This is a genomic window from Inconstantimicrobium porci (genome assembly GCF_009696465.1).
Classification (GTDB): domain Bacteria; phylum Bacillota; class Clostridia; order Clostridiales; family Clostridiaceae; genus Inconstantimicrobium; species Inconstantimicrobium porci.
This window is the reverse complement of sequence record NZ_VULX01000001.1, coordinates 410,420-429,772: the sequence shown is the minus strand read 5'-3', so window position 1 is coordinate 429,772 and position 19,353 is coordinate 410,420. Positions and strand designations below refer to the sequence as shown.

At 32.3% G+C, this 19,353-nt stretch carries 17 protein-coding genes and 1 pseudogene; 17 read left to right on the top strand and 1 reads right to left on the bottom strand.

Annotated elements, in window-relative coordinates; genetic code table 11:
* Positions 1 to 8 precede the first annotated feature (8 nt).
* The 3 genes from FYJ33_RS02170 (at position 9) to galE (ending at position 2,091) form a co-directional block, all read left to right on the top strand.
* The gene (locus FYJ33_RS02170) at positions 9 to 737 is read left to right on the top strand and encodes an HAD-IB family hydrolase (protein ID WP_154530119.1); all 729 of its coding nucleotides are present in this window, start codon (positions 9 to 11) and stop codon (positions 735 to 737) included.
* Between the two features lie 93 nt (positions 738 to 830).
* Complete coding sequence (locus FYJ33_RS16590) at positions 831 to 962, top strand: hypothetical protein (RefSeq protein ID WP_268891433.1); 132 nt, start codon at positions 831 to 833, stop codon at positions 960 to 962.
* A gap of 112 nt (positions 963 to 1,074) precedes the next feature.
* Positions 1,075 to 2,091: a UDP-glucose 4-epimerase GalE gene (gene galE / locus FYJ33_RS02165; RefSeq protein WP_154530118.1), complete on the top strand. Its 1,017-nt coding sequence runs from the start codon at positions 1,075 to 1,077 to the stop codon at positions 2,089 to 2,091.
* Between the two features lie 43 nt (positions 2,092 to 2,134).
* Here galE and FYJ33_RS02160 read toward each other — a convergent pair whose 3' ends face one another.
* Positions 2,135 to 3,451 carry an alpha-amylase family glycosyl hydrolase gene (locus FYJ33_RS02160; RefSeq protein WP_154530117.1) on the bottom strand — a complete coding sequence of 439 codons (1,317 nt, stop codon included), beginning with the start codon at positions 3,449 to 3,451 and terminating at the stop codon, positions 2,135 to 2,137.
* A gap of 246 nt (positions 3,452 to 3,697) precedes the next feature.
* Between FYJ33_RS02160 and FYJ33_RS02155 the strand changes: the two genes are divergently transcribed.
* The 14 genes and pseudogenes from FYJ33_RS02155 to mnmA all read left to right on the top strand — a co-directional run bounded on the left by FYJ33_RS02155 (position 3,698) and on the right by mnmA (position 19,138).
* Positions 3,698 to 7,447, top strand: a complete 3,750-nt coding sequence (locus tag FYJ33_RS02155; RefSeq protein ID WP_235900741.1) for a phosphoribosylformylglycinamidine synthase — start codon at positions 3,698 to 3,700, stop codon at positions 7,445 to 7,447.
* 28 nt (positions 7,448 to 7,475) lie between these two features.
* Positions 7,476 to 7,955 carry a 5-(carboxyamino)imidazole ribonucleotide mutase gene (gene purE, locus FYJ33_RS02150; protein ID WP_154530115.1) on the top strand — a complete coding sequence of 160 codons (480 nt, stop codon included), beginning with the start codon at positions 7,476 to 7,478 and terminating at the stop codon, positions 7,953 to 7,955.
* A complete protein-coding gene (gene purC / locus FYJ33_RS02145; RefSeq protein ID WP_154530114.1) occupies positions 7,955 to 8,665 on the top strand; it encodes a phosphoribosylaminoimidazolesuccinocarboxamide synthase in 711 nt (236 codons plus the stop codon). The genes purE and purC overlap by 1 nt, the downstream gene beginning before the upstream one ends.
* An 18-nt stretch (positions 8,666 to 8,683) precedes the next feature.
* Complete coding sequence (gene purF, locus FYJ33_RS02140; RefSeq protein WP_154530113.1) at positions 8,684 to 10,087, top strand: amidophosphoribosyltransferase; 1,404 nt, start codon at positions 8,684 to 8,686, stop codon at positions 10,085 to 10,087.
* Positions 10,088 to 10,096: 9 nt separating this feature from the next.
* Positions 10,097 to 11,101: a phosphoribosylformylglycinamidine cyclo-ligase gene (gene purM, locus FYJ33_RS02135; protein WP_154530112.1), complete on the top strand. Its 1,005-nt coding sequence runs from the start codon at positions 10,097 to 10,099 to the stop codon at positions 11,099 to 11,101.
* On the top strand, positions 11,089 to 11,700 hold the full coding sequence (gene purN, locus FYJ33_RS02130; RefSeq protein WP_154530111.1) for a phosphoribosylglycinamide formyltransferase: 612 nt from the start codon (positions 11,089 to 11,091) through the stop codon (positions 11,698 to 11,700). The genes purM and purN overlap by 13 nt, the downstream gene beginning before the upstream one ends.
* Positions 11,701 to 11,727: 27 nt before the next feature.
* Positions 11,728 to 12,297, top strand: a pseudogene (locus FYJ33_RS02125) (bifunctional phosphoribosylaminoimidazolecarboxamide formyltransferase/IMP cyclohydrolase); the annotation flags it as partial.
* 55 nt (positions 12,298 to 12,352) lie between these two features.
* Positions 12,353 to 13,603: a phosphoribosylamine--glycine ligase gene (gene purD / locus FYJ33_RS02120; RefSeq protein ID WP_154530109.1), complete on the top strand. Its 1,251-nt coding sequence runs from the start codon at positions 12,353 to 12,355 to the stop codon at positions 13,601 to 13,603.
* A gap of 255 nt (positions 13,604 to 13,858) precedes the next feature.
* Positions 13,859 to 14,512, top strand: a complete 654-nt coding sequence (locus FYJ33_RS02115) for a Type 1 glutamine amidotransferase-like domain-containing protein (protein ID WP_154530108.1) — start codon at positions 13,859 to 13,861, stop codon at positions 14,510 to 14,512.
* An 88-nt stretch (positions 14,513 to 14,600) separates the two neighbouring features.
* Positions 14,601 to 15,869, top strand: coding sequence for a replication-associated recombination protein A (locus tag FYJ33_RS02110; protein ID WP_154530107.1), 1,269 nt, complete (start codon positions 14,601 to 14,603; stop codon positions 15,867 to 15,869).
* A gap of 119 nt (positions 15,870 to 15,988) precedes the next feature.
* A complete protein-coding gene (locus FYJ33_RS02105; RefSeq protein WP_154530106.1) occupies positions 15,989 to 16,429 on the top strand; it encodes an RrF2 family transcriptional regulator in 441 nt (146 codons plus the stop codon).
* Between the two features lie 15 nt (positions 16,430 to 16,444).
* Positions 16,445 to 17,641, top strand: coding sequence for a cysteine desulfurase NifS (nifS, locus tag FYJ33_RS02100; protein ID WP_154530105.1), 1,197 nt, complete (start codon positions 16,445 to 16,447; stop codon positions 17,639 to 17,641).
* Complete coding sequence (nifU, locus tag FYJ33_RS02095; RefSeq protein ID WP_154530104.1) at positions 17,638 to 18,069, top strand: Fe-S cluster assembly scaffold protein NifU; 432 nt, start codon at positions 17,638 to 17,640, stop codon at positions 18,067 to 18,069. The genes nifS and nifU overlap by 4 nt, the downstream gene beginning before the upstream one ends.
* Positions 18,059 to 19,138, top strand: a complete 1,080-nt coding sequence (gene mnmA, locus FYJ33_RS02090; protein ID WP_154530103.1) for a tRNA 2-thiouridine(34) synthase MnmA — start codon at positions 18,059 to 18,061, stop codon at positions 19,136 to 19,138. Before nifU ends, mnmA begins: the two co-directional genes overlap by 11 nt.
* Positions 19,139 to 19,353 lie beyond the last annotated feature (215 nt).

Sequence of the window (19,353 nt, the reverse complement as noted above, 5' to 3'; positions counted from 1 at the left end):
GGTAGTTTATGAAAAACATTGCAGCATTTTTTGATATAGACGGAACAATATATAGAGAAGGGCTTATAACAGAGGTATTTAAGAAAATTATAAAATATGAACTTGTTGATGAAGCAAAGTGGTACAAAGATGTTAAGCCTGCTTATGTTAATTGGGATAAAAGACAGGGAGACTATGATACATACCTTCTAAAGATGGTTGACATTTATAAGGAAGCTATTATTGGTATCAATAAGAACCATATAGATTATATAGCCAAAAAGGTTATTGAGCAGAAGGGTGACAGAGTATATACATTTTCGCGTGACAGAATAAAGTATCATCAACAGCAGGGACACAAAGTCATTGCTATTTCAGGCTCTCCAATTGAACTTGTAAGGGAGATGTCAAGAAAATATGATATGGATGATTTTAAAGGCACAATATATGAACTTAATGAAAACAACGAGTACAATGGTGATATAATTCCTATGTGGGATTCTGTAAGCAAAAAAAATGCAATATATGACCTTGTTGAAAAATACGATATAGATCTTGATAAGAGCTTTGCTTATGGTGATACATCAGGGGATTTTACTATGTTTCAGCTTGTGGGAACGCCATATGCTATTAATCCTACAAAAGAATTAGTGAATAAAATACTTGCATATAAGGAAATGTCAGAAAAAATAAACATTGTAGTTGAAAGAAAAGATGTCACTTATAAATTAAAGGCTGACTGCTTAAATATTCTTTAAAACCAAGTTATAAATATATCAAAAGTGTAGAAAATAAGATTAAGCTGAGATGATATACAGCTTAATTTTATTTTATATAGGAGAAGATTTGCTATGAAGAATAAAAATTTAAAAAATATTAAAAAGCAGATGCATAAGAGGGGAAAATCAAATGTTCTTATGGAAATTGGAGAAAATATAGCTGAAATAACAGACAATATAAAAAAAGCTATGAAGAAAAAATAAAATCGAAAAATCGGTGCTTTCTAAGAACACCGATTTTTTTAGTACTATTGACAAAACATTTGCATCAACGGTAATATTGAAAATGTAAACTATTTATATTAGGAGGTTTATTATGGCAGTATTAATTACAGGTGGTGCAGGTTACATAGGTAGCCATACTACAATTGAAGTGCTGAATGCTGGTTACGAGGTCGTTATAGTTGATAATCTTTCAAACAGCAGTGAAATAGTTTTAGACAGGGTGGAAGAGATTACAGGCAAGAAAGTTAAGTTCTATAAGCTTGATCTTTTAGATGAAGAAAATGTTGAAAAAGTATTTAAGGAAAACAAAATAGAGGCAGCTATACATTTTGCAGGATTAAAGGCAGTAGGTGAATCTGTAGAAAAGCCGCTTGAATATTATCATAATAATTTAACAAGTACTTTAGTATTGTTAAAGCTTATGAAGAAATATGATGTAAAGAATTTTGTGTTTAGTTCATCAGCTACTGTATATGGTGATTCAAAAGAAGTTCCATTTAAGGAAAGTTCGCCACTTCAACATGCAACAAATCCTTATGGAAACACAAAAGCTATAATAGAAGATATTTTAAGAGATTTATATAAATCAGATAATACTTGGAATATTGCAATCTTACGTTATTTTAATCCTATTGGAGCACACGAAAGTGGAAAGATTGGAGAAAATCCAAAGGGAATTCCAAATAACTTAATGCCTTATATAACTAAGGTTGCAGTTGGAAAGCTGGAAAAGTTAAGAATATTTGGTGATGATTATGATACGCCAGATGGTACAGGAGTAAGAGATTATATCCATGTTGTTGACTTAGCAAAGGGACATGTTAAGGCTTTAGATAAGTTAAATACTAATAGTGGACTTGTAACTTATAACCTTGGAACAGGCAATGGAGTAAGTGTACTTGATATGGTTAAAGCTTTCTCAAAGGCATGTGGAAAAGAAATACCTTATGAAATAGTAGCAAGAAGACCAGGAGATATAGCAACTTGTTATGCTGATGCTACAAAAGCTAATGAAGAACTTGGCTGGAAGGCCGAAAAAAATCTAGATGACATGTGTGCTGATTCTTGGAACTGGCAGAGCCATAATCCAGATGGATATATAAAATAATTAATAAAAAAGAGCATTTTGCATTTTGCAAAATGCTCTTTTACTAATCAAACTTTTTTAAAATCATTATATCATATGGTTTTACAGGTAGTTCATTATTAATATAAATTTTATTGCCGGAAATAAGGTCTTTAAAATTACCTGCTATTTGTAACTTGAATAAATGCTCTTTTTCTTCGATATTAAGAACAGTTATGATTTTCTCATCTTCATAATTTCTTGAAAATGCAAGCTGATTGTTAGTTAGATACTCTTTATTGTAATCTCCGTAGCATAAAGCTGTTGAATGAGTCCTTATATCTGTAAGCAGTGAGATGAATTTTGTGATGTCACTGCTTCTTTGTTCATCTATATTTATTGATGGCCTTAAGTTATAATCACCATTCTCTTTCTTGCCTTCAAGAGCCCATTCGCCACCATAATATATTGCTGGTATTCCTGGCATTGTTAGTAACAGAGCATATGCATGCTTTATGTGCTCTTTATTCGTTAAAATTGAGGCTATTCTTGTAACATCATGATTTTCTACAAATGAATACAGAGGAATATTCTCATAGAGGCCACCTTTTGCAAATTGTCTGTTTAATGAATATTGGATTTCAAACATATTTTTGCTGTTAAGGCTTGAGTAAATTCCTTTATAACATTCATAATTTGTAACTGAATTAAGCATATCTTTATTAGCAATAGTATTATAGTCACCATGAATCATTTCACCTAAAAGGAAGAAATCCTTTTTCATTTTTCTACAGAATGATGAAAGCCGTTTTAAGAAATCTTTATCTAGTGAGTAAGCTACATCTAATCTTAGACCATCAATATCAAAATATGAAATCCAGTATTCTATACATGAAAAAAGATAATTTACAAGGTCATTGTTTGATAGATTTAGCTTAACCAAGTCATAGTGACCTTCCCATCCTTCATAGTAGAAGCCGTCATTATCATTGCTGTTACCATTAAAGTTTATATAAAACCAGTCTTTATATTTTGAATTCTGTCTGTTCTGTTTAACGTCCTTAAATGCCCAGAAGTCTCTTCCTACATGATTGAATACACCTTCAAGTATAATTTTTATACCAGACTTATGGAATGATGTACATAATTCCTTGAAATCAGCATTTGAACCAAGTCTTTCATCAATTAATTTATAATCAATAGTATCATATCCATGACATGATGATTTAAGAACAGGTCCCATATATAGAGCGTTAATTCCAATTTTATTAAAATGAGGAATCCATTTTTCTATTGTCGATATTCTATTAATACTTTTTTTTATATCACTATTATTTTTTTCACAGCCACATAAGCCTAATGGATAAATGTGATAAAAAACAGAATCATTATACCAACTCATAAATCACACCACCTAAAGCATTTATTATTATAATAGCATTATATTAACAAAAAATGCAAACAAATTAACAAAAAATAGAAAACACGATTGTAATAATACAATATTTGCACCATAGTTCGATACTGTACGAATAATAAAATGAACATAAGAACAAATGTTGACTTTGCATGATGCTGGTGATAATATAAGAACATAGGAAATAAATTTTAACAGTTATAAAAACAGAGTATGATTTGGAGGCAAAATATGATTAGAAGCATTTTTGTAGAAAAAAAACCAGGATATAACATTGAAGCCAAAAGTCTTCTTGAAGATTTGAAAAATAATCTGCAAATCACTTCAATAGAAAATGTTCGTGTACTAAATAAGTATATTTTCGATTTAGATGATGAAAATTTATATAAGAAGTCAATTACTTCTATTTTTTCAGAATCACCAGTTGATTTCGTTTATGAAAACATGCCAAAAGTTGCTGCAGACGAATCAACATTTTGTGTGGAATTTTTACCAGGACAGTATGATCAGAGAGCTGATTCAGCTGCCGAATGTTTTCAAATCTTAAATTCTGGAGACAGAGTTGAAGTCAAATCGTCTAAAGTAATAATCCTTAAAGGTAACCTTTCTGAAAAACAAATTTCCAAAGTTAAAAAATATTATATAAATGATGTTGAAGCAAGGGAAGTTGATTGCCTTTCTTCTGTACTTGAAAACAAATATGATGAACCTCAAGATGTAAAAGTTATAGAACAATTTACTACATATAGTAAAGATGAACTTATTAAGTTTCATGATAAATTAGGTTTAGCTATGAGTATTGAAGATCTTGAACTTATTCAAGAATACTTTAATAAAAATCATAGACAGCCTACAATGACTGAAATAAAAGTTATTGATACTTACTGGTCTGACCACTGCAGACATACAACATTCTCAACAAATATTCAGAAAATAGAAATAGAAAACAGCAAGTTTACTGAACCGATAAAGGTTAGTTTAGATAAATATATTAAGGCCAGAGAATACGTTTATGGCGTTGATACAAAGAGACCAATAACGATGATGGATATAGCTGTTATGGGAATGAAGGAACTTAGAAAAAAAGGACTTTTAGAAGATCTTGATCTTTCAAAAGAAATAAATGCATGTTCTATAAAGGCTAAGATAACAGAAAATGGTGAAACACGTGATTATCTAATTATGTTTAAAAATGAAACACATAATCATCCAACAGAAATTGAACCATTTGGTGGAGCTGCAACATGTCTAGGAGGAGCAATTCGTGATCCTCTTTCAGGAAGAACTTATGTATATCAGGCTATGAGGGTAACAGGATCTGCTGATCCAACTGTTGATATAAGTGAAACTTTAAATGGTAAGCTTCCTCAAAGAAAGATAACTTTAGGAGCTGCTCATGGATATAGTTCATATGGTAATCAAATAGGACTAGCTACTGGACAGGTTTCAGAAATTTATCATCCTAATTATGTGGCTAAGAGAATGGAAGTTGGTGCAGTTGTAGCATCAGCACCAGCAAGTAATGTAGTCAGAGAGGAACCAAAGAATGGAGATGTAGTAATACTTCTTGGTGGAAAAACAGGAAGAGATGGTTGCGGTGGTGCTACTGGCTCTTCAAAAGAACATACTACGGCTTCGCTTGCAACATGTGGAGCCGAAGTTCAGAAGGGTAATGCGCCTACAGAAAGAAAGCTTCAAAGATTATTTAGAAAACCATCAGTAAGTACAATGATTAAAAGATGCAATGATTTTGGTGCAGGTGGTGTATCTGTTGCAATCGGAGAACTTTGTGATGGACTTGATATAAACCTTGATCTTGTTCCTAAAAAGTATGAAGGACTTGATGGAACTGAACTTGCTATATCTGAGTCACAGGAGAGAATGGCTGTTGTAGTAAGTAAGGACAATGAGAAACAGTTTATCAAAGAAGCTGAAAACGAAAATTTATTAGCAACAACAGTAGCTGTAGTTACAGATACTAAGAAGCTTAGATTATTCTGGAGAGGAAAGAATATTGTAGATCTTGATAGGACTTTCTTAGATACAAACGGAGCTGTACAGTATTCAGATGTCTTAATAGAAAAACCAGATGAAAAAGAAATTTATTTTAATAATAAGAAAGTAAATAATGTTAAACAACAGTGGCTTAACATACTTAAAGATTTAAATGTTACATCACAAAAGGGACTTGGAGAAAGATTTGATTCAACTATTGGATCTAGAACTGTATTAATGCCTTATGGTGGAAAATATCAGCTTACACCAGCAGAAGGAATGGCAGCAAAGGTAGCGACTGAGTCTAATATGGCTGAAGAGGCAACAATAATGGCATTTGGCTGCAATCCATATCTTCTATCATGGAGTCCATATCATGGTGCATATTACTCAGTAATTGAATCAATTACTAAGCTTGTAGCATGTGGTGGTAAGTCAGATAAAGCAAGACTTTCTTTCCAGGAATATTTTGAAAAGCTTGGAGATGATAAAAAGAGATGGGGTAAGCCTTTTAGTGCACTTCTTGGAGCATATGAAGCGCAGAGCGAACTTAATGTTGCAGCTATAGGAGGAAAAGATAGTATGTCTGGAACATTTGAAAACATTGATGTACCTCCTACACTTGTTTCTTTTGCAATAGGAGTAGAAAAAGCAGACAATATCATCTCAGCAGAATTTAAAAAATCAGGTTCAAAGATAGTATATGTAAGCTCACCAAGAAAAGAAAACGGCTTGCTAGATATAGAAACTTATAAAGATAATATGATAACTGTTGAAAAAATGATTGAAGATAAGAAAGTTTTATCTGCATACTCTGTGAAATTTGGTGGAATTGCTGCTGGAATTTCTAAGATGTGTTTTGGAAATAAAATAGGAGCAGATTTAAATGAAAGAGTTATGAATTTAGGTTTGTTTGATGAAAATTACGGTTCAATGATAATTGAAGTTGATGATACATTTGATGTAGAAAGCTTAAATAAAGATACATTCACTGTAATTGGTGTGACAACAGAAAATAGTAGCATAACAGTACTTGATAATAAATTTGAGATAGAAGAATTGCTTAATGTATGGGAATCAAAACTTGATTCAGTATTCCCAATAAAGACTGATGATGAGAAGAAGATTATAGAAACTAAGACAATGAGTTTTGATGACAGTAAGAAGTCACTTCTTGTAAAGAAGGCTCAGCCACAGGTATTGATTCCAGTGTTCCCTGGAACAAACTGTGAAGATGACTGTAGAAGAGCATTTGAAAAAGAAGGAGCAATTGTTAAGGAAATCGTAATTAACAATTTAAGCAGCGATAGACTTAATGATACTTTACATGATATAGCTGAATCAATAAAAGAGTCTCAGATTATAATGCTTCCAGGAGGATTTTCTGCAGGTGATGAACCTGATGGTTCTGGTAAGTTTATCGCTAATATTTTCAGAAACCCTGAAATAAGTGAAGCAGTTATGAATTTAATTAAGAATAGAGATGGCTTAATGCTAGGTATATGCAACGGTTTCCAGGCGCTTATCAAACTTGGACTTGTGCCATATGGTGAAATAAGAGAAGTAACAGAAGATATGCCAACTCTTACTTACAATAATATAAACAGACATATGAGTACAATTGTTAATACTAAGATAATCTCAAATAAATCACCTTGGTTTAATAATGTAAATGTTAATGATATTCATAAAGTTGCAATTTCTCATGGTGAAGGAAGATTTGTAGCATCAGAGGAATTAATTAAGAAACTTATTAAGAATGGACAAGTTGCAACTCAATATGTTGATTTTGATGGCAATATAAGAATGGATATGCCTTTTAATCCTAATGGATCAATGTATGGAATAGAAGGTATAACATCACCATGTGGAAGAATACTTGGTAAGATGGGACATTCAGAGAGAATCGGCAAAAACCTTTATAAAAATGTCAATGGTGATTTCGACCAGAAAATATTTAAATCTGGTGTTGAATATTTTAAATAAAACTTATTTATCTATGGAGGAAAATTAAATGAAAGTAGCTATTTTCTTTGGCAGTAAGTCAGATGTAGATACTATGAGAGGAGCGGCAAAGGCCTTAAAAGAATTTAATGTTAAATATAAAGCTTTTGTCTTATCTGCTCACAGAGTACCAGAAAAACTTGATGAAACTATAAAACAAATTGAAAGTGAAGGATATGAGGTAATTATTGCTGGTGCAGGCCTGGCTGCCCACCTTCCAGGAGTTATAGCATCTAAAACTGTAATTCCTGTTATCGGTGTGCCTGTTAGTGCAGCACTAAACGGACTTGATGCATTGTTCTCAATCGTACAGATGCCAAAGTCAATACCTGTAGCTACAGTTGGCATAAACAACAGCTATAATGCAGGTATGCTTGCAGTACAAATGTTGTCATTAAAGTATCCTGATATTAAGGAAAAATTAATTAAATTCAGAGAAGAAATGAAAGTTAAATTTATAAAAGAAAATGGAGAAGGGGTCGAACTATAATGGAAAAATTAGCAATGTTATATGAAGGAAAAGCAAAGAAGATTTATGCAACTGATAAGGAAGACGAAGTAATAATCTACTATAAAGATGATGCAACTGCATTTAACGGAGTTAAAAAGGGAACTATCGAAGATAAGGGAATAATGAACAATGAAATAACTTGTGCATTATATGAACTTTTAGAATCTAAAGGAATTAAAACACATCTTGTAAAGAAACTAAATGAAAGAGAACAGCTTTGCAAGAAGGTTGAAATAGTACCACTTGAAGTTATAGTCAGAAATGTTGCTGCAGGAAGTATGGCTAAGAGACTTGGACTTGAAGAAGGAACTGAACTTAAAACTACAGTTTTTGAAATTTCATACAAGAATGATGATCTTAATGACCCACTTGTTAATGATTATCACGCTGTTGCAATTGGTGCAACTACTTTTGATGAATTAAAGCAGATTTATGGTATGACAGCTAAGATTAATGATGTATTAAAAGAATTCTTTATGAAAGAGAATATCAGACTTATAGATTTTAAGATTGAGTTTGGAAGATATAATGGAGAAATAGTTTTAGCAGATGAAATATCTCCAGATACATGCAGATTATGGGATGCTAAGACTAATGAAAAACTAGATAAAGATAGATTTAGAAGAGATCTTGGAAATGTCAAGGATGCATATGTAGAAATATTAAAGAGAATCAAGAATGAACAATAAGTAAAGGTAGGTTGTATAATGGATCAAACTGTTGATAAGTTAAAAGAAGAATGTGGTGTTTTTGGAGTTTATTCAGATAGTAAGATTGATGTAGCACGATATACTTATTATGGTTTGTATGCGTTGCAGCATAGAGGTCAGGAAAGTGCAGGAATTGCTGTTTCTGATGGCGATAAGATTAATCTTATTAAGGATTTAGGGCTTGTAACTGATGTTTTTAATAAAGAAAAACTTAATATGCTTAAGGGGAATGTGGCAATTGGTCATGTAAGATATTCTACTACTGGTTCAACAGTTGCTGAAAATGCACAGCCGCTGCTGACAACATGTAAGCTTGGTCCTATTGCAATTGCTCATAATGGAAATCTTGTGAATGCTGATGTAATAAGAGAGCTGTTAGAGGATTCTGGATCAGTATTTCATACAAGTATAGATACAGAAGTAATAATTAATCTTATAGCAAAGGCTGCAAAAGAAGGTATAGATACTGCAATATTTAAAGCAGTTCAAGCTGTAAGGGGTTCTTTTGCAATGGTTATATCAACAAAGGACAAGCTTATCGGTGTAAGAGATCCATATGGAATAAGACCTTTATGTCTTGGAAAGATTGAAGGGGGATATTTATTAGCATCTGAGAGCTGTGCGTTTGATGCTGTAGGTGCTGAGTTTATAAGAGATGTAAATCCTGGAGAAATTATTACTATTTCAAAAGATGGTATAAACAGCTTTGAGTATTCAGAGTGTACTGGAGGTACGACATGTGCTTTTGAATATATCTATTTTGCAAGACCAGATTCTATCATGGATGGCATTAATGTTCACCAGAGTAGGTTAAGAGCAGGTGAACAGTTATTTAAGGAAGCTCCAGTTGATGCTGATGTAGTTATTGGTGTGCCTGATTCAGGAATACCAGCAGCTATTGGTTATTCTAGGGCTTCTGGTATTCATTATGACACTGGTTTTGTTAAAAACAGATATGTTGGAAGAACATTTATAACACCTAACCAGGAAATGAGGGAAAGAGCTGTCTCAGTAAAGCTTAATCCTTTAAAGTGCAATATAGAAGGAAAGAGAGTTATCCTTATTGATGATTCCATAGTAAGAGGTACTACTTCAAAGTATCTTGTAGAATCACTTAGACGAGCTGGTGCTAAAGAAGTACACTTTAGAGTTGCTTCTCCAGCTGTAAAGTTTCCTTGCTATTTTGGAATTGATACACCATATAGAAAAGAACTTATTGGTGCTAACTATACATTAGAACAGATTAAAGATATTATTGGATGCGATTCTATTGCTTATTTAAGTATAGATGGACTAAATAAAGCCCTTGTGGAAGGAAGACAATTTTGTGTGGGCTGCTTAAGTGGTAAATATCCAGTAAGTACTCCAATAGAAACTTCAAAAGAACATTTGGAAAGGTAGGATTAAGACATGATAACTTATAAAGACGCTGGTGTGAATATAGAAGAGGGATATAAAAGTGTAAGCTTGATAAAAGAATATGCTGCAAAAACTTTAAGCAAACACGTTCTTAATGGACTTGGAAGTTTTGCTGGAATGATTGAGATTCCAGAAGGATACAAAAAACCTGTACTTGTATCAGGAACTGATGGAGTTGGAACTAAGTTAAAGATAGCGTTTGATACAAATAAATATGATACTGTTGGAATTGACTGTGTAGCTATGTGTGTAAATGATATATTATGCCATGGCGCAAAGCCTTTGTTCTTCCTGGATTATATAGCATGTGGAGAATTAGTTGCAGAAGTATCTTCTGACTTAGTTAAAGGAGTATCTGATGGCTGTATATTAAGCGACTGTTCACTTATAGGTGGAGAAACAGCAGAAATGCCAGGCTTTTATAAAAAAGGTGAATATGATATAGCTGGTTTTGCAGTTGGTATAGTTGATAAAGACAAAATAATAAATGGCAGCAGAATAGAAGATGGAGATATTTTAATAGGTGTTGAATCATCTGGAGTACATTCAAATGGATATTCATTAGTTAGAAAACTTGTAACAGATCTAAATGAAGATTTTAATGGTGATAAGATAGGAAATGTACTTTTAACTCCAACTAGAATTTATGTAAAACCAGTTTTGGAGCTTCTTGATAAAGTAGATGTAAAAGGTATGGCTCATATAACTGGTGGTGGATTTATTGAAAATGTACCTAGAATGTTCAGCGATAAGAGTAAGAGAGCTGTAATTAATAAGAATTCATATGAAGTGCCTGAAATTTTTAAATATTTAATGAGTAAGGGTGTGTCTGAAGATCATATGTACAATACTTTTAATATGGGTATTGGATTTGTTATATGTATCGACAAAAAGGATAAACAAGCTGTCTTTGAAACTATGGAAAAATATAATTTCAAGTGTCATGAGATTGGTTATGTGGACAGCTATGAAGGTGAAGATGTATGTTTAAGATAGCAGTACTTGTATCAGGTGGTGGAAGTAATCTTGGTTCAATTATAGAACATATCAAAAGCGGATATATTAAGAATACATCAATTGAATATGTTATAAGTGATACACCTGATGTTTATGCACTTACTAGGGCTAAGGAAAATAATATAAAAAATATTGTACTTGATAAGAAGATTTATAAAAACAACATATCAGATGAAATTCTTAAGATTATTCAAGGAAAAGTTGATTTAATTGTACTTGCAGGATTTTTTTCAATCCTCCAAGGAGAAATAATTAAAGAGTTTAAGAACAGAATAATCAATATTCATCCATCATTAATACCATCATTCTGTGGTAAAGGTGCGTATGGTATTCATGTACATGAAAAAACTTTAGAGTATGGTGTTAAGGTGTCAGGATGTACTGTTCATTTTGTTGATGAAGGAACTGATACTGGGGCTATTATTATTCAGAAAACAGTAAATGTAAATGCGGAGGACACACCAAGAGAACTTCAGCTTAGAATTATGGAAAAAGAACATGAAGCGCTTCCAGAAGCAGTTAAGCTGATAAGTGAAGGAAGAGTAAAAGTTGAAGGCAGAAAAGTATTTATAAAGTAAGATAAAATTTATTTTAAGGAGTATTTTATGATTAAGAGAGCTTTAATAAGTGTTTTTTATAAAGATGGAATTCTTGAAATGGCAAAGTTTTTAAGAGATAGAAATGTTGAAATAATTTCAACAGGTGGAACATATAGATATCTAAAAGAAAACAATATTGATGTTATTGATATTGAAGAAGTTACTAAATTCCCTGAGATCCTTGATGGAAGAGTTAAAACTTTAAATCCATATATTCATGGTGGAATTTTAGCAATCAGAGATAATGAAGAACATATGAAGACTATAAATGAAAAAGGAATCAAGCCTATAGATATAGTCATCGTTAATCTTTATCCTTTCTTTGAAAAGGTAAAAGAAGACATCAGTTTTCAGGAAAAAGTTGAATTTATTGATATTGGCGGACCTACTATGCTTAGAGCTTCTGCGAAGAATTTCCAGGATGTTGTAGTTATCAGCGATAAGAGTGATTATGAAGAAGTTATGAAGCAGATTGCTGAAAATGGTGACGTATCATATGAATTTAGAAAAGAACTTGCTGGCAAAGTATTTAAATTAATGAGTTCATATGATGGCGCTATTGCAGATTTCTTATTAGATTAGGAATATATAGCATAAAAAATCCTAGAACTTAAAGATGGAGGAATTTTAAATGGATATATTACTTATAGGCTCTGGTGGCAGGGAACATGCTATTGCAAGAAAGTTGAGCAGAAGTGAAAAGGTGGACAAAATATACGTTGCACCTGGTAATGGTGGTACTGAAAAAGAGAATAAGTGTGAGAATATAGCTTATACTGATAACAATAAGTTGCTTGAGTTTGCAAAAGAAAATAATATTGATTTGACTATAGTAGGCCCTGAGGTACCTCTTATTGAAGGAATAGTTGATCTTTTTAAAGAAAATAATCTTAAGATTTTTGGGCCTAGTCAAAAAGCAGCTATGCTTGAAGGAAGTAAAGTTTACTCTAAAGAATTTATGAAAAAATATGGAGTTAAGACTGCTCAATATGAATCATTTGATAATGTGGATGATGCATTAAACTATGTAAAGAATGCAAATTATCCTCTTGTCGTAAAGGCAGACGGTCTTGCAGCAGGAAAAGGCGTTATCATTTGTAATGAATTAAGCGAAGCGATTGATGCTGTAAATTCATGCATGACTGAAGATATATTTAACGGTGCAGGAAAGAAGATAGTTGTTGAAGAATTTCTTGAAGGAGTTGAAGCTTCAATCCTGTCAATTACAGACGGAAAAACTATCGTACCATTTATTTCAGCTAAAGATCATAAACAGATTTATGATGGTGGTAAGGGTCCTAATACTGGCGGTATGGGAGCAATAGCACCAAATCCATATGTTACTGATGGAGTTATGGAAGATTTTAAGATAAATATAATGGACAAAACTCTGGAGGGTATAAAACAGGAAAAATTAGATTATAAAGGTATAATATTTTTCGGATTGATGATAACAGATCATGGCACATATCTTCTTGAGTACAATGTGAGAATGGGCGATCCTGAAACTCAATCTGTACTTGAACTTATGAATTCAGATTTTGTTGATGTTATAAATGCATGTCTTGAAGAAAAACTTGCAGATGAAAAGATAAAGTGGAAAGATGGAGCCTGCGTTAATGTTGTGGCGGCTTCTAGTGGATATCCTTATTCATATGAAAAAGGCTTTACTATAACAATAGATGATTCAGTAAAGAATGACGTCATCATAGCTGGTGCCGCTAGAAAAAATGACGAGTTAGTTACAACAGGCGGTAGAGTACTTTCAGTTGTTGCGTTAGGCAAAAATTATGAAGAGGCACAAAAAAATGCTTACAATAAACTTAAAGGCATAAAATTTGAGAGTATGGTTTACAGGCACGATATTGGGAAAATAAAATAATAAATTTATAAGAGATAGCTAAGAAATATGCTATATGATTCTTGGCTATCTCTTATTTTATAGATTGTATTATTTTTATAATAATTATAGAATTACAATTTAAATTTATTAATGATAAATTATTTAATCCATATTTAACATTTGTTAATTAAAAGAGGTAAAATGATAAAATATAGGTAAATATAGAAAGTTAACAGCATTAATAAATGTGATAAAATAAATAAAAGCAATAAGATATAGAAACTGGGGGATGTCATGAAATTAATATTATTAAGCAAAAAAACAGATAAACTAAATAAAATGTTAGACCAAAAAATACGTAGCGATTTCTTGAAAAAAAAATCTAAAGCAGTATACCTTTCCTTGGGTAACAAAGTAAACGATAAAGATTATGATTTGACATCAAATTTTCTAAAGAAATATGGTATTCAGATTTTGAATTTGGTGGATATCAACAATCCTAATCTTATGAAGGTAAAAAAAAGCATACTAGAACATAGTGTAGTTTACATTCCATCTGTTAACCCTATAGAGGCAATAAATAATCTTAAGAAATTTAATTTGAAAAATACATTAAACGAGTTCTTTGATAATGGTGGGAAAGTTATCGTAGAAGGAATGTCTTGCGTGTTGTTCTCAGGTGGTATGGAAATATTCGATGAACTTATATTAAAGTCAGATATGGAAGTTAACAAAGGCCTTGGAATTATAGGTTTTAACTGTATTCCAAATTGGAATGAATATAAAGCGCAGCTATGCAACATCGTAGATTTCTCAAGAAAATACGAAGGAGTATATTACGGTGTGAATGATGGTAATGGAATAGAAATAAACGATGATGATGTCATATTTTATGGCGATATAATCAAAATTGAAGATGGATCATTTGATGTATTCAAAGGATTATAAATAAAGGTAATATATGATATACTTAGAAAGGTTAAAACATTATGTTTTAGCCTTTTATTTATATGTGAATTATGGAGGTAATGATTTTATGAATCCACTAGCAGATAAGATAAGGCCTCGTAACTTAGAAGAGGTTGTTGGTCAGCAGCATCTTATTGGACCAAACAGGATATTAAATAGAATTCTAAAAAGCGGCTGCATAACAAATATGATATTTTATGGACCTCCTGGTGTTGGAAAAACAACTATTGCTAGGATTATTGCTGAAAAATCAAATAAGAGGTTATATAAGCTTAATGCAACTACTGCCTCACTTAAAGATATAGAAGATATTACAAAGGATCTTAATACTTTGATGACATCAGATGGAGTAATACTTTATCTTGATGAAATTCAGAATTTTAATAAAAGACAGCAGCAAAGCTTGCTTCAATATATGGAGGATGGGAGCATCACATTAATTGCTTCAACTACAGAAAATCCATATCACTATATTTATAAGGCAATATTAAGTAGATCAACTATTTTTGAATTTAAGCCTGTAACTAATGAAGATATTAAGGCGGCATTAAAAAGAGGCACAGCAATCTGCGAAAAAGAATTTAAAGATATAAAGATTAATATAGATAATGATGCTTATGCATATCTGTCAGGATGTTCTAACGGCGACGTCAGGAAAGCAATAAACGCTCTTGAAATAGCAATTAAGTCAACAATGCCTGATGAAAATGCTGTACTACATATTGATTTGGAAACAGCTAAGGAATGTTCGCAGAGCAAAGTAATAAATTATGATTCTGATGGAGACAGTCATTATGATATTATCAGTGCCTTTCAGAAATCAATCAGAGGAAGTGACTGCGATGCAGCAATACATTATTTGGCTAGGCTTATAAAAGCAGATGACCTGCAGATAATATGCAGAAGGCTGCTTGTAATAGCATGCGAAGATATAGGTATGGCATATCCTCAAGCAATATCAATTGTCAAGAACTGTGTTGATTCAGCTATGCAACTGGGGTTCCCTGAAGCAAGATTTCCTCTTTCTGAAGCTGTGCTTGTACTAGCTACTGCTCCAAAATCTAATTCAGCCACTACTGCTATAGATATGGCTCTGTCAGACCTAGAAACTAAGAATATAGGGGATATACCTTTACATCTTAAGGATGCTCACTACAGCGGAGCTAAAAAAATGGGAAGAGGTGTAGAGTATAAATTTCCACATGCATATAAAAATCATTATGTGGCTCAACAGTATTTACCTGACAATCTTCTTGGTAGAAAGTACTATGTGAGCGGTGATAATAAAAATGAGCGGATTATTGCCGAATATTGGAATAAGATAAAGAATAACTAGGTATATATTTATAGGATTTATACTTGACAAATTTACTCGGAATATAGTTGACAATTTAACTCGGATTTGATAATATAAGTTTGTAATAAATAGAGTGCCTAGGATATGAGGTGAAAAATATGAAATTATCCACAAAAGGAAAGTATGGAGTTAAGGCCATGGTAGAACTAGCTATAAACTATGGTGGAGATCCCATTTCAATAAAGATTATTGGGAAAAGACAAGATATATCAGAATACTACCTTGAACAGCTTTTTAGTTCTCTTAGAAAAGCAAAGCTTATTAAGAGTATTAGAGGTGCACAGGGAGGATATGTTTTATCTAGAGACCCTAAATATATAACTGTAGCAGAAATTATGGATGTGCTTGAAGGACCAATTGAAATAGCAGACTGTATCGATGGAATTTCATGTGATAATATTGACTGCTGCGCAACTCGACTTTTATGGAAAAGAATAAAAGAGAGTATTGATACTGTATTGTTATCAACTACTTTAGAAGATATCGTTAATGATTATAAAGATATGCAGGCCAAGAGACAAGGATTATATTTAATATAGGAGAGTGGAAATACTATGAATAATGATAAATTAGTATATATGGATTATTCAGCTACTACATATGTTAAGCCTGAAGTACTTGAAGAAATGATTCCTTACTTTACTGAAAAGTTTGGTAATCCATCTTCATTTTATGGAATATCAAGAACTACTAAGATGGCAGTAGATGAAGGAAGACATAAAGTAGCAAAAGTTTTAAATTGTGATGATTCAGAAGTCTACTTTACTAGCGGTGGGTCAGAAGCGGATAACTGGGCTATTAAAGGTGTTGCATTTGCGAATCAGAAAAAAGGAAATCATATAATAACTACAAAGATAGAACATCATGCTATTTTACATACATGTCAGTATTTGGAGAAACATGGATTTGAAGTGACATACCTTGATGTTGATAAAGAAGGATTTGTAAACCTTGATGAACTAAAAGCTGCAATAAGACCTACTACTATTTTAGTGTCTGTAATGTTTGCAAATAACGAAATTGGTACAATTGAACCAATAGCAGAAATAGGTCAAATATGTAAAGAACATAAGATAATATTTCATACAGATGCTGTTCAGGCAGTGGGAAATGTCCCTATAGATGTTAAAGCATTAAATATAGACCTTCTTTCACTTGCTGGACATAAAATATACGGACCTAAAGGAATTGGCGTGCTATACATAAGAAAAGGTGTAAGAATAGATAATCTTATACATGGTGGAGGCCAGGAAAGAGCGAGAAGGGCTGGTACTGAAAATATCGCTGGAATTGTTGGCCTTGGTAAAGCAATGGAACTTGCAGCAGAAAACCTTGAAAAACATGCTGCTAAAATGACAAAGTTAAGAGACAGATTAATTGATGGATTATTAAAAATACCATATTCTAGACTTAATGGACCGAGAGGTGACAAGAGGCTTCCTGGTAATGTTAATGTATGTTTTGAATATATTGAAGGTGAGTCTATACTGTTAATGCTTGATTTTGAACATATCTGTGCATCAAGCGGAAGTGCATGTACATCTGGTTCGTTAGATCCTTCACATGTTTTGCTAGCAATAGGTCTGCCACACGAAATCGCACACGGATCACTTAGATTAACTTTAGGAGCAGGCTCAACAGAAGAAGATGTTGATCATGTTTTAGAAGTTGTGCCAGGTATTGTACAAAGATTAAGAGATATGTCACCATTATGGGAAGATGCAATAAAGGAAGGAGAAGTTAAATTATGATTTACAGTGAAAAAGTAATGGATCATTTTAAAAATCCTAGAAATGTTGGAGAAATAGAAAATGCTGATGGTATTGGTGAAGTTGGTAATGCTAAATGTGGAGATATAATGAGAATATATCTTAAAGTTGAAGACAACATTATAAAGGATGTTAAGTTTAAAACTTATGGATGTGGTTCTGCAATCGCATCATCAAGCATGGCAACAGAACTAATTAAGGGTAAGACATTAGATGAAGCATGGACATTAACTAATAAAGCTGTAGCTGAAGCTTTAGACGGTCTTCCACCAATAAAAATGCACTGTTCAGTTTTAGCTGAAGATGCAATTCACAAAGCAATTAATGACTATAGAGTAAAACAAGGCTTAGAACCATACGATATGGAAGATCATTCAGAACATATTCATGAGGAAGTTCATGGAGAATAAAAAAGTAGTTATAGGTATGAGCGGCGGAGTTGACAGTTCCGTCGCTGCCTATTTATTGAAAAAGCAGGGATATGACGTTATTGGCGTAACTATGCAAATATGGCAGGCAGATAAAGAATACGAAGAAAAAGAAGGTGGATGTTGTTCGCTTTCTGCTGTTGAAGATGCTAGACGTGTTGCTAATAAGATAGGTATTCCATTCTATGTCCTTAATTTTAGGGATAGTTTTAAAAAAAATGTTATTGATTATTTTGTGAATGAATATATAGATGGAAAAACTCCAAATCCATGCATTATGTGCAATAAAAAGCTGAAGTTCGGTCTTCTTCTAGATAAAGCACGTGCTATAGGTGCTGAATATGTAGCCACTGGGCATTATGCGAAAATAATCCAAGAAAATGGCATATATCAGCTTATTAAATCTGATGATGATAGAAAAGATCAGACTTATGCATTATATAATTTTACTCAAGACCAGCTTGCACATACATTAATGCCATGCGGTGAGTATACAAAGGATAAAATCCGTGAAATAGCTAAGGAAATAGGTCTTGCAGTACATAATAAAAAAGATAGTGAAGAAATTTGCTTTATATCTGATAACAATCATGGGTTATATATAGCAAATGCAAAACCTGATAAGGTAAAGCAGGGTAACTTCGTTGATAAAAATGGTAATATACTAGGCAAACACAAAGGTATAGTGTATTATACAATTGGTCAGAGAAAAGGACTTGGATTAGCGCTTGGTAGACCAGTTTTTGTTACTGATATACGACCTGAGACTAATGAAGTTGTTATAGGCTCAGAAGAAGATATTTTTAAGAATGAATTAATAGCTAAAGATGTAAACTTCATTTCAATAGACAAATTAGAAAAACCAATGGCAGTACAGGCTAAAATAAGATATTCAGCAAAGCCGGCTGAAGCTATCATTTATCCACTTGAAAATGACAAAGTTAAAGTTGTGTTTAATGACAAGCAGCGTGCAATTACTATGGGACAGTCAGTAGTATTCTACGATGGTCTTAAAGTAGTTGGTGGTGGAGTAATAGAAAGCATTATATAATAAAAAACTTCTAAGAAACTTTAATCAGTTTTTTAGAAGTTTTTTTATGGAAAAAACAATTGTTAAAAACTTGACAAAGTGTCCAGAAGTTGCTAATATTTAAGCAATGACATATTCATGAATATATTGAAAAGGTTGTATTATTTTAAGGATAATGCAGCTTTTTTGACGATAGTACGTACTAAGGTTAATTTAATACAAAATTTAAGGACAAG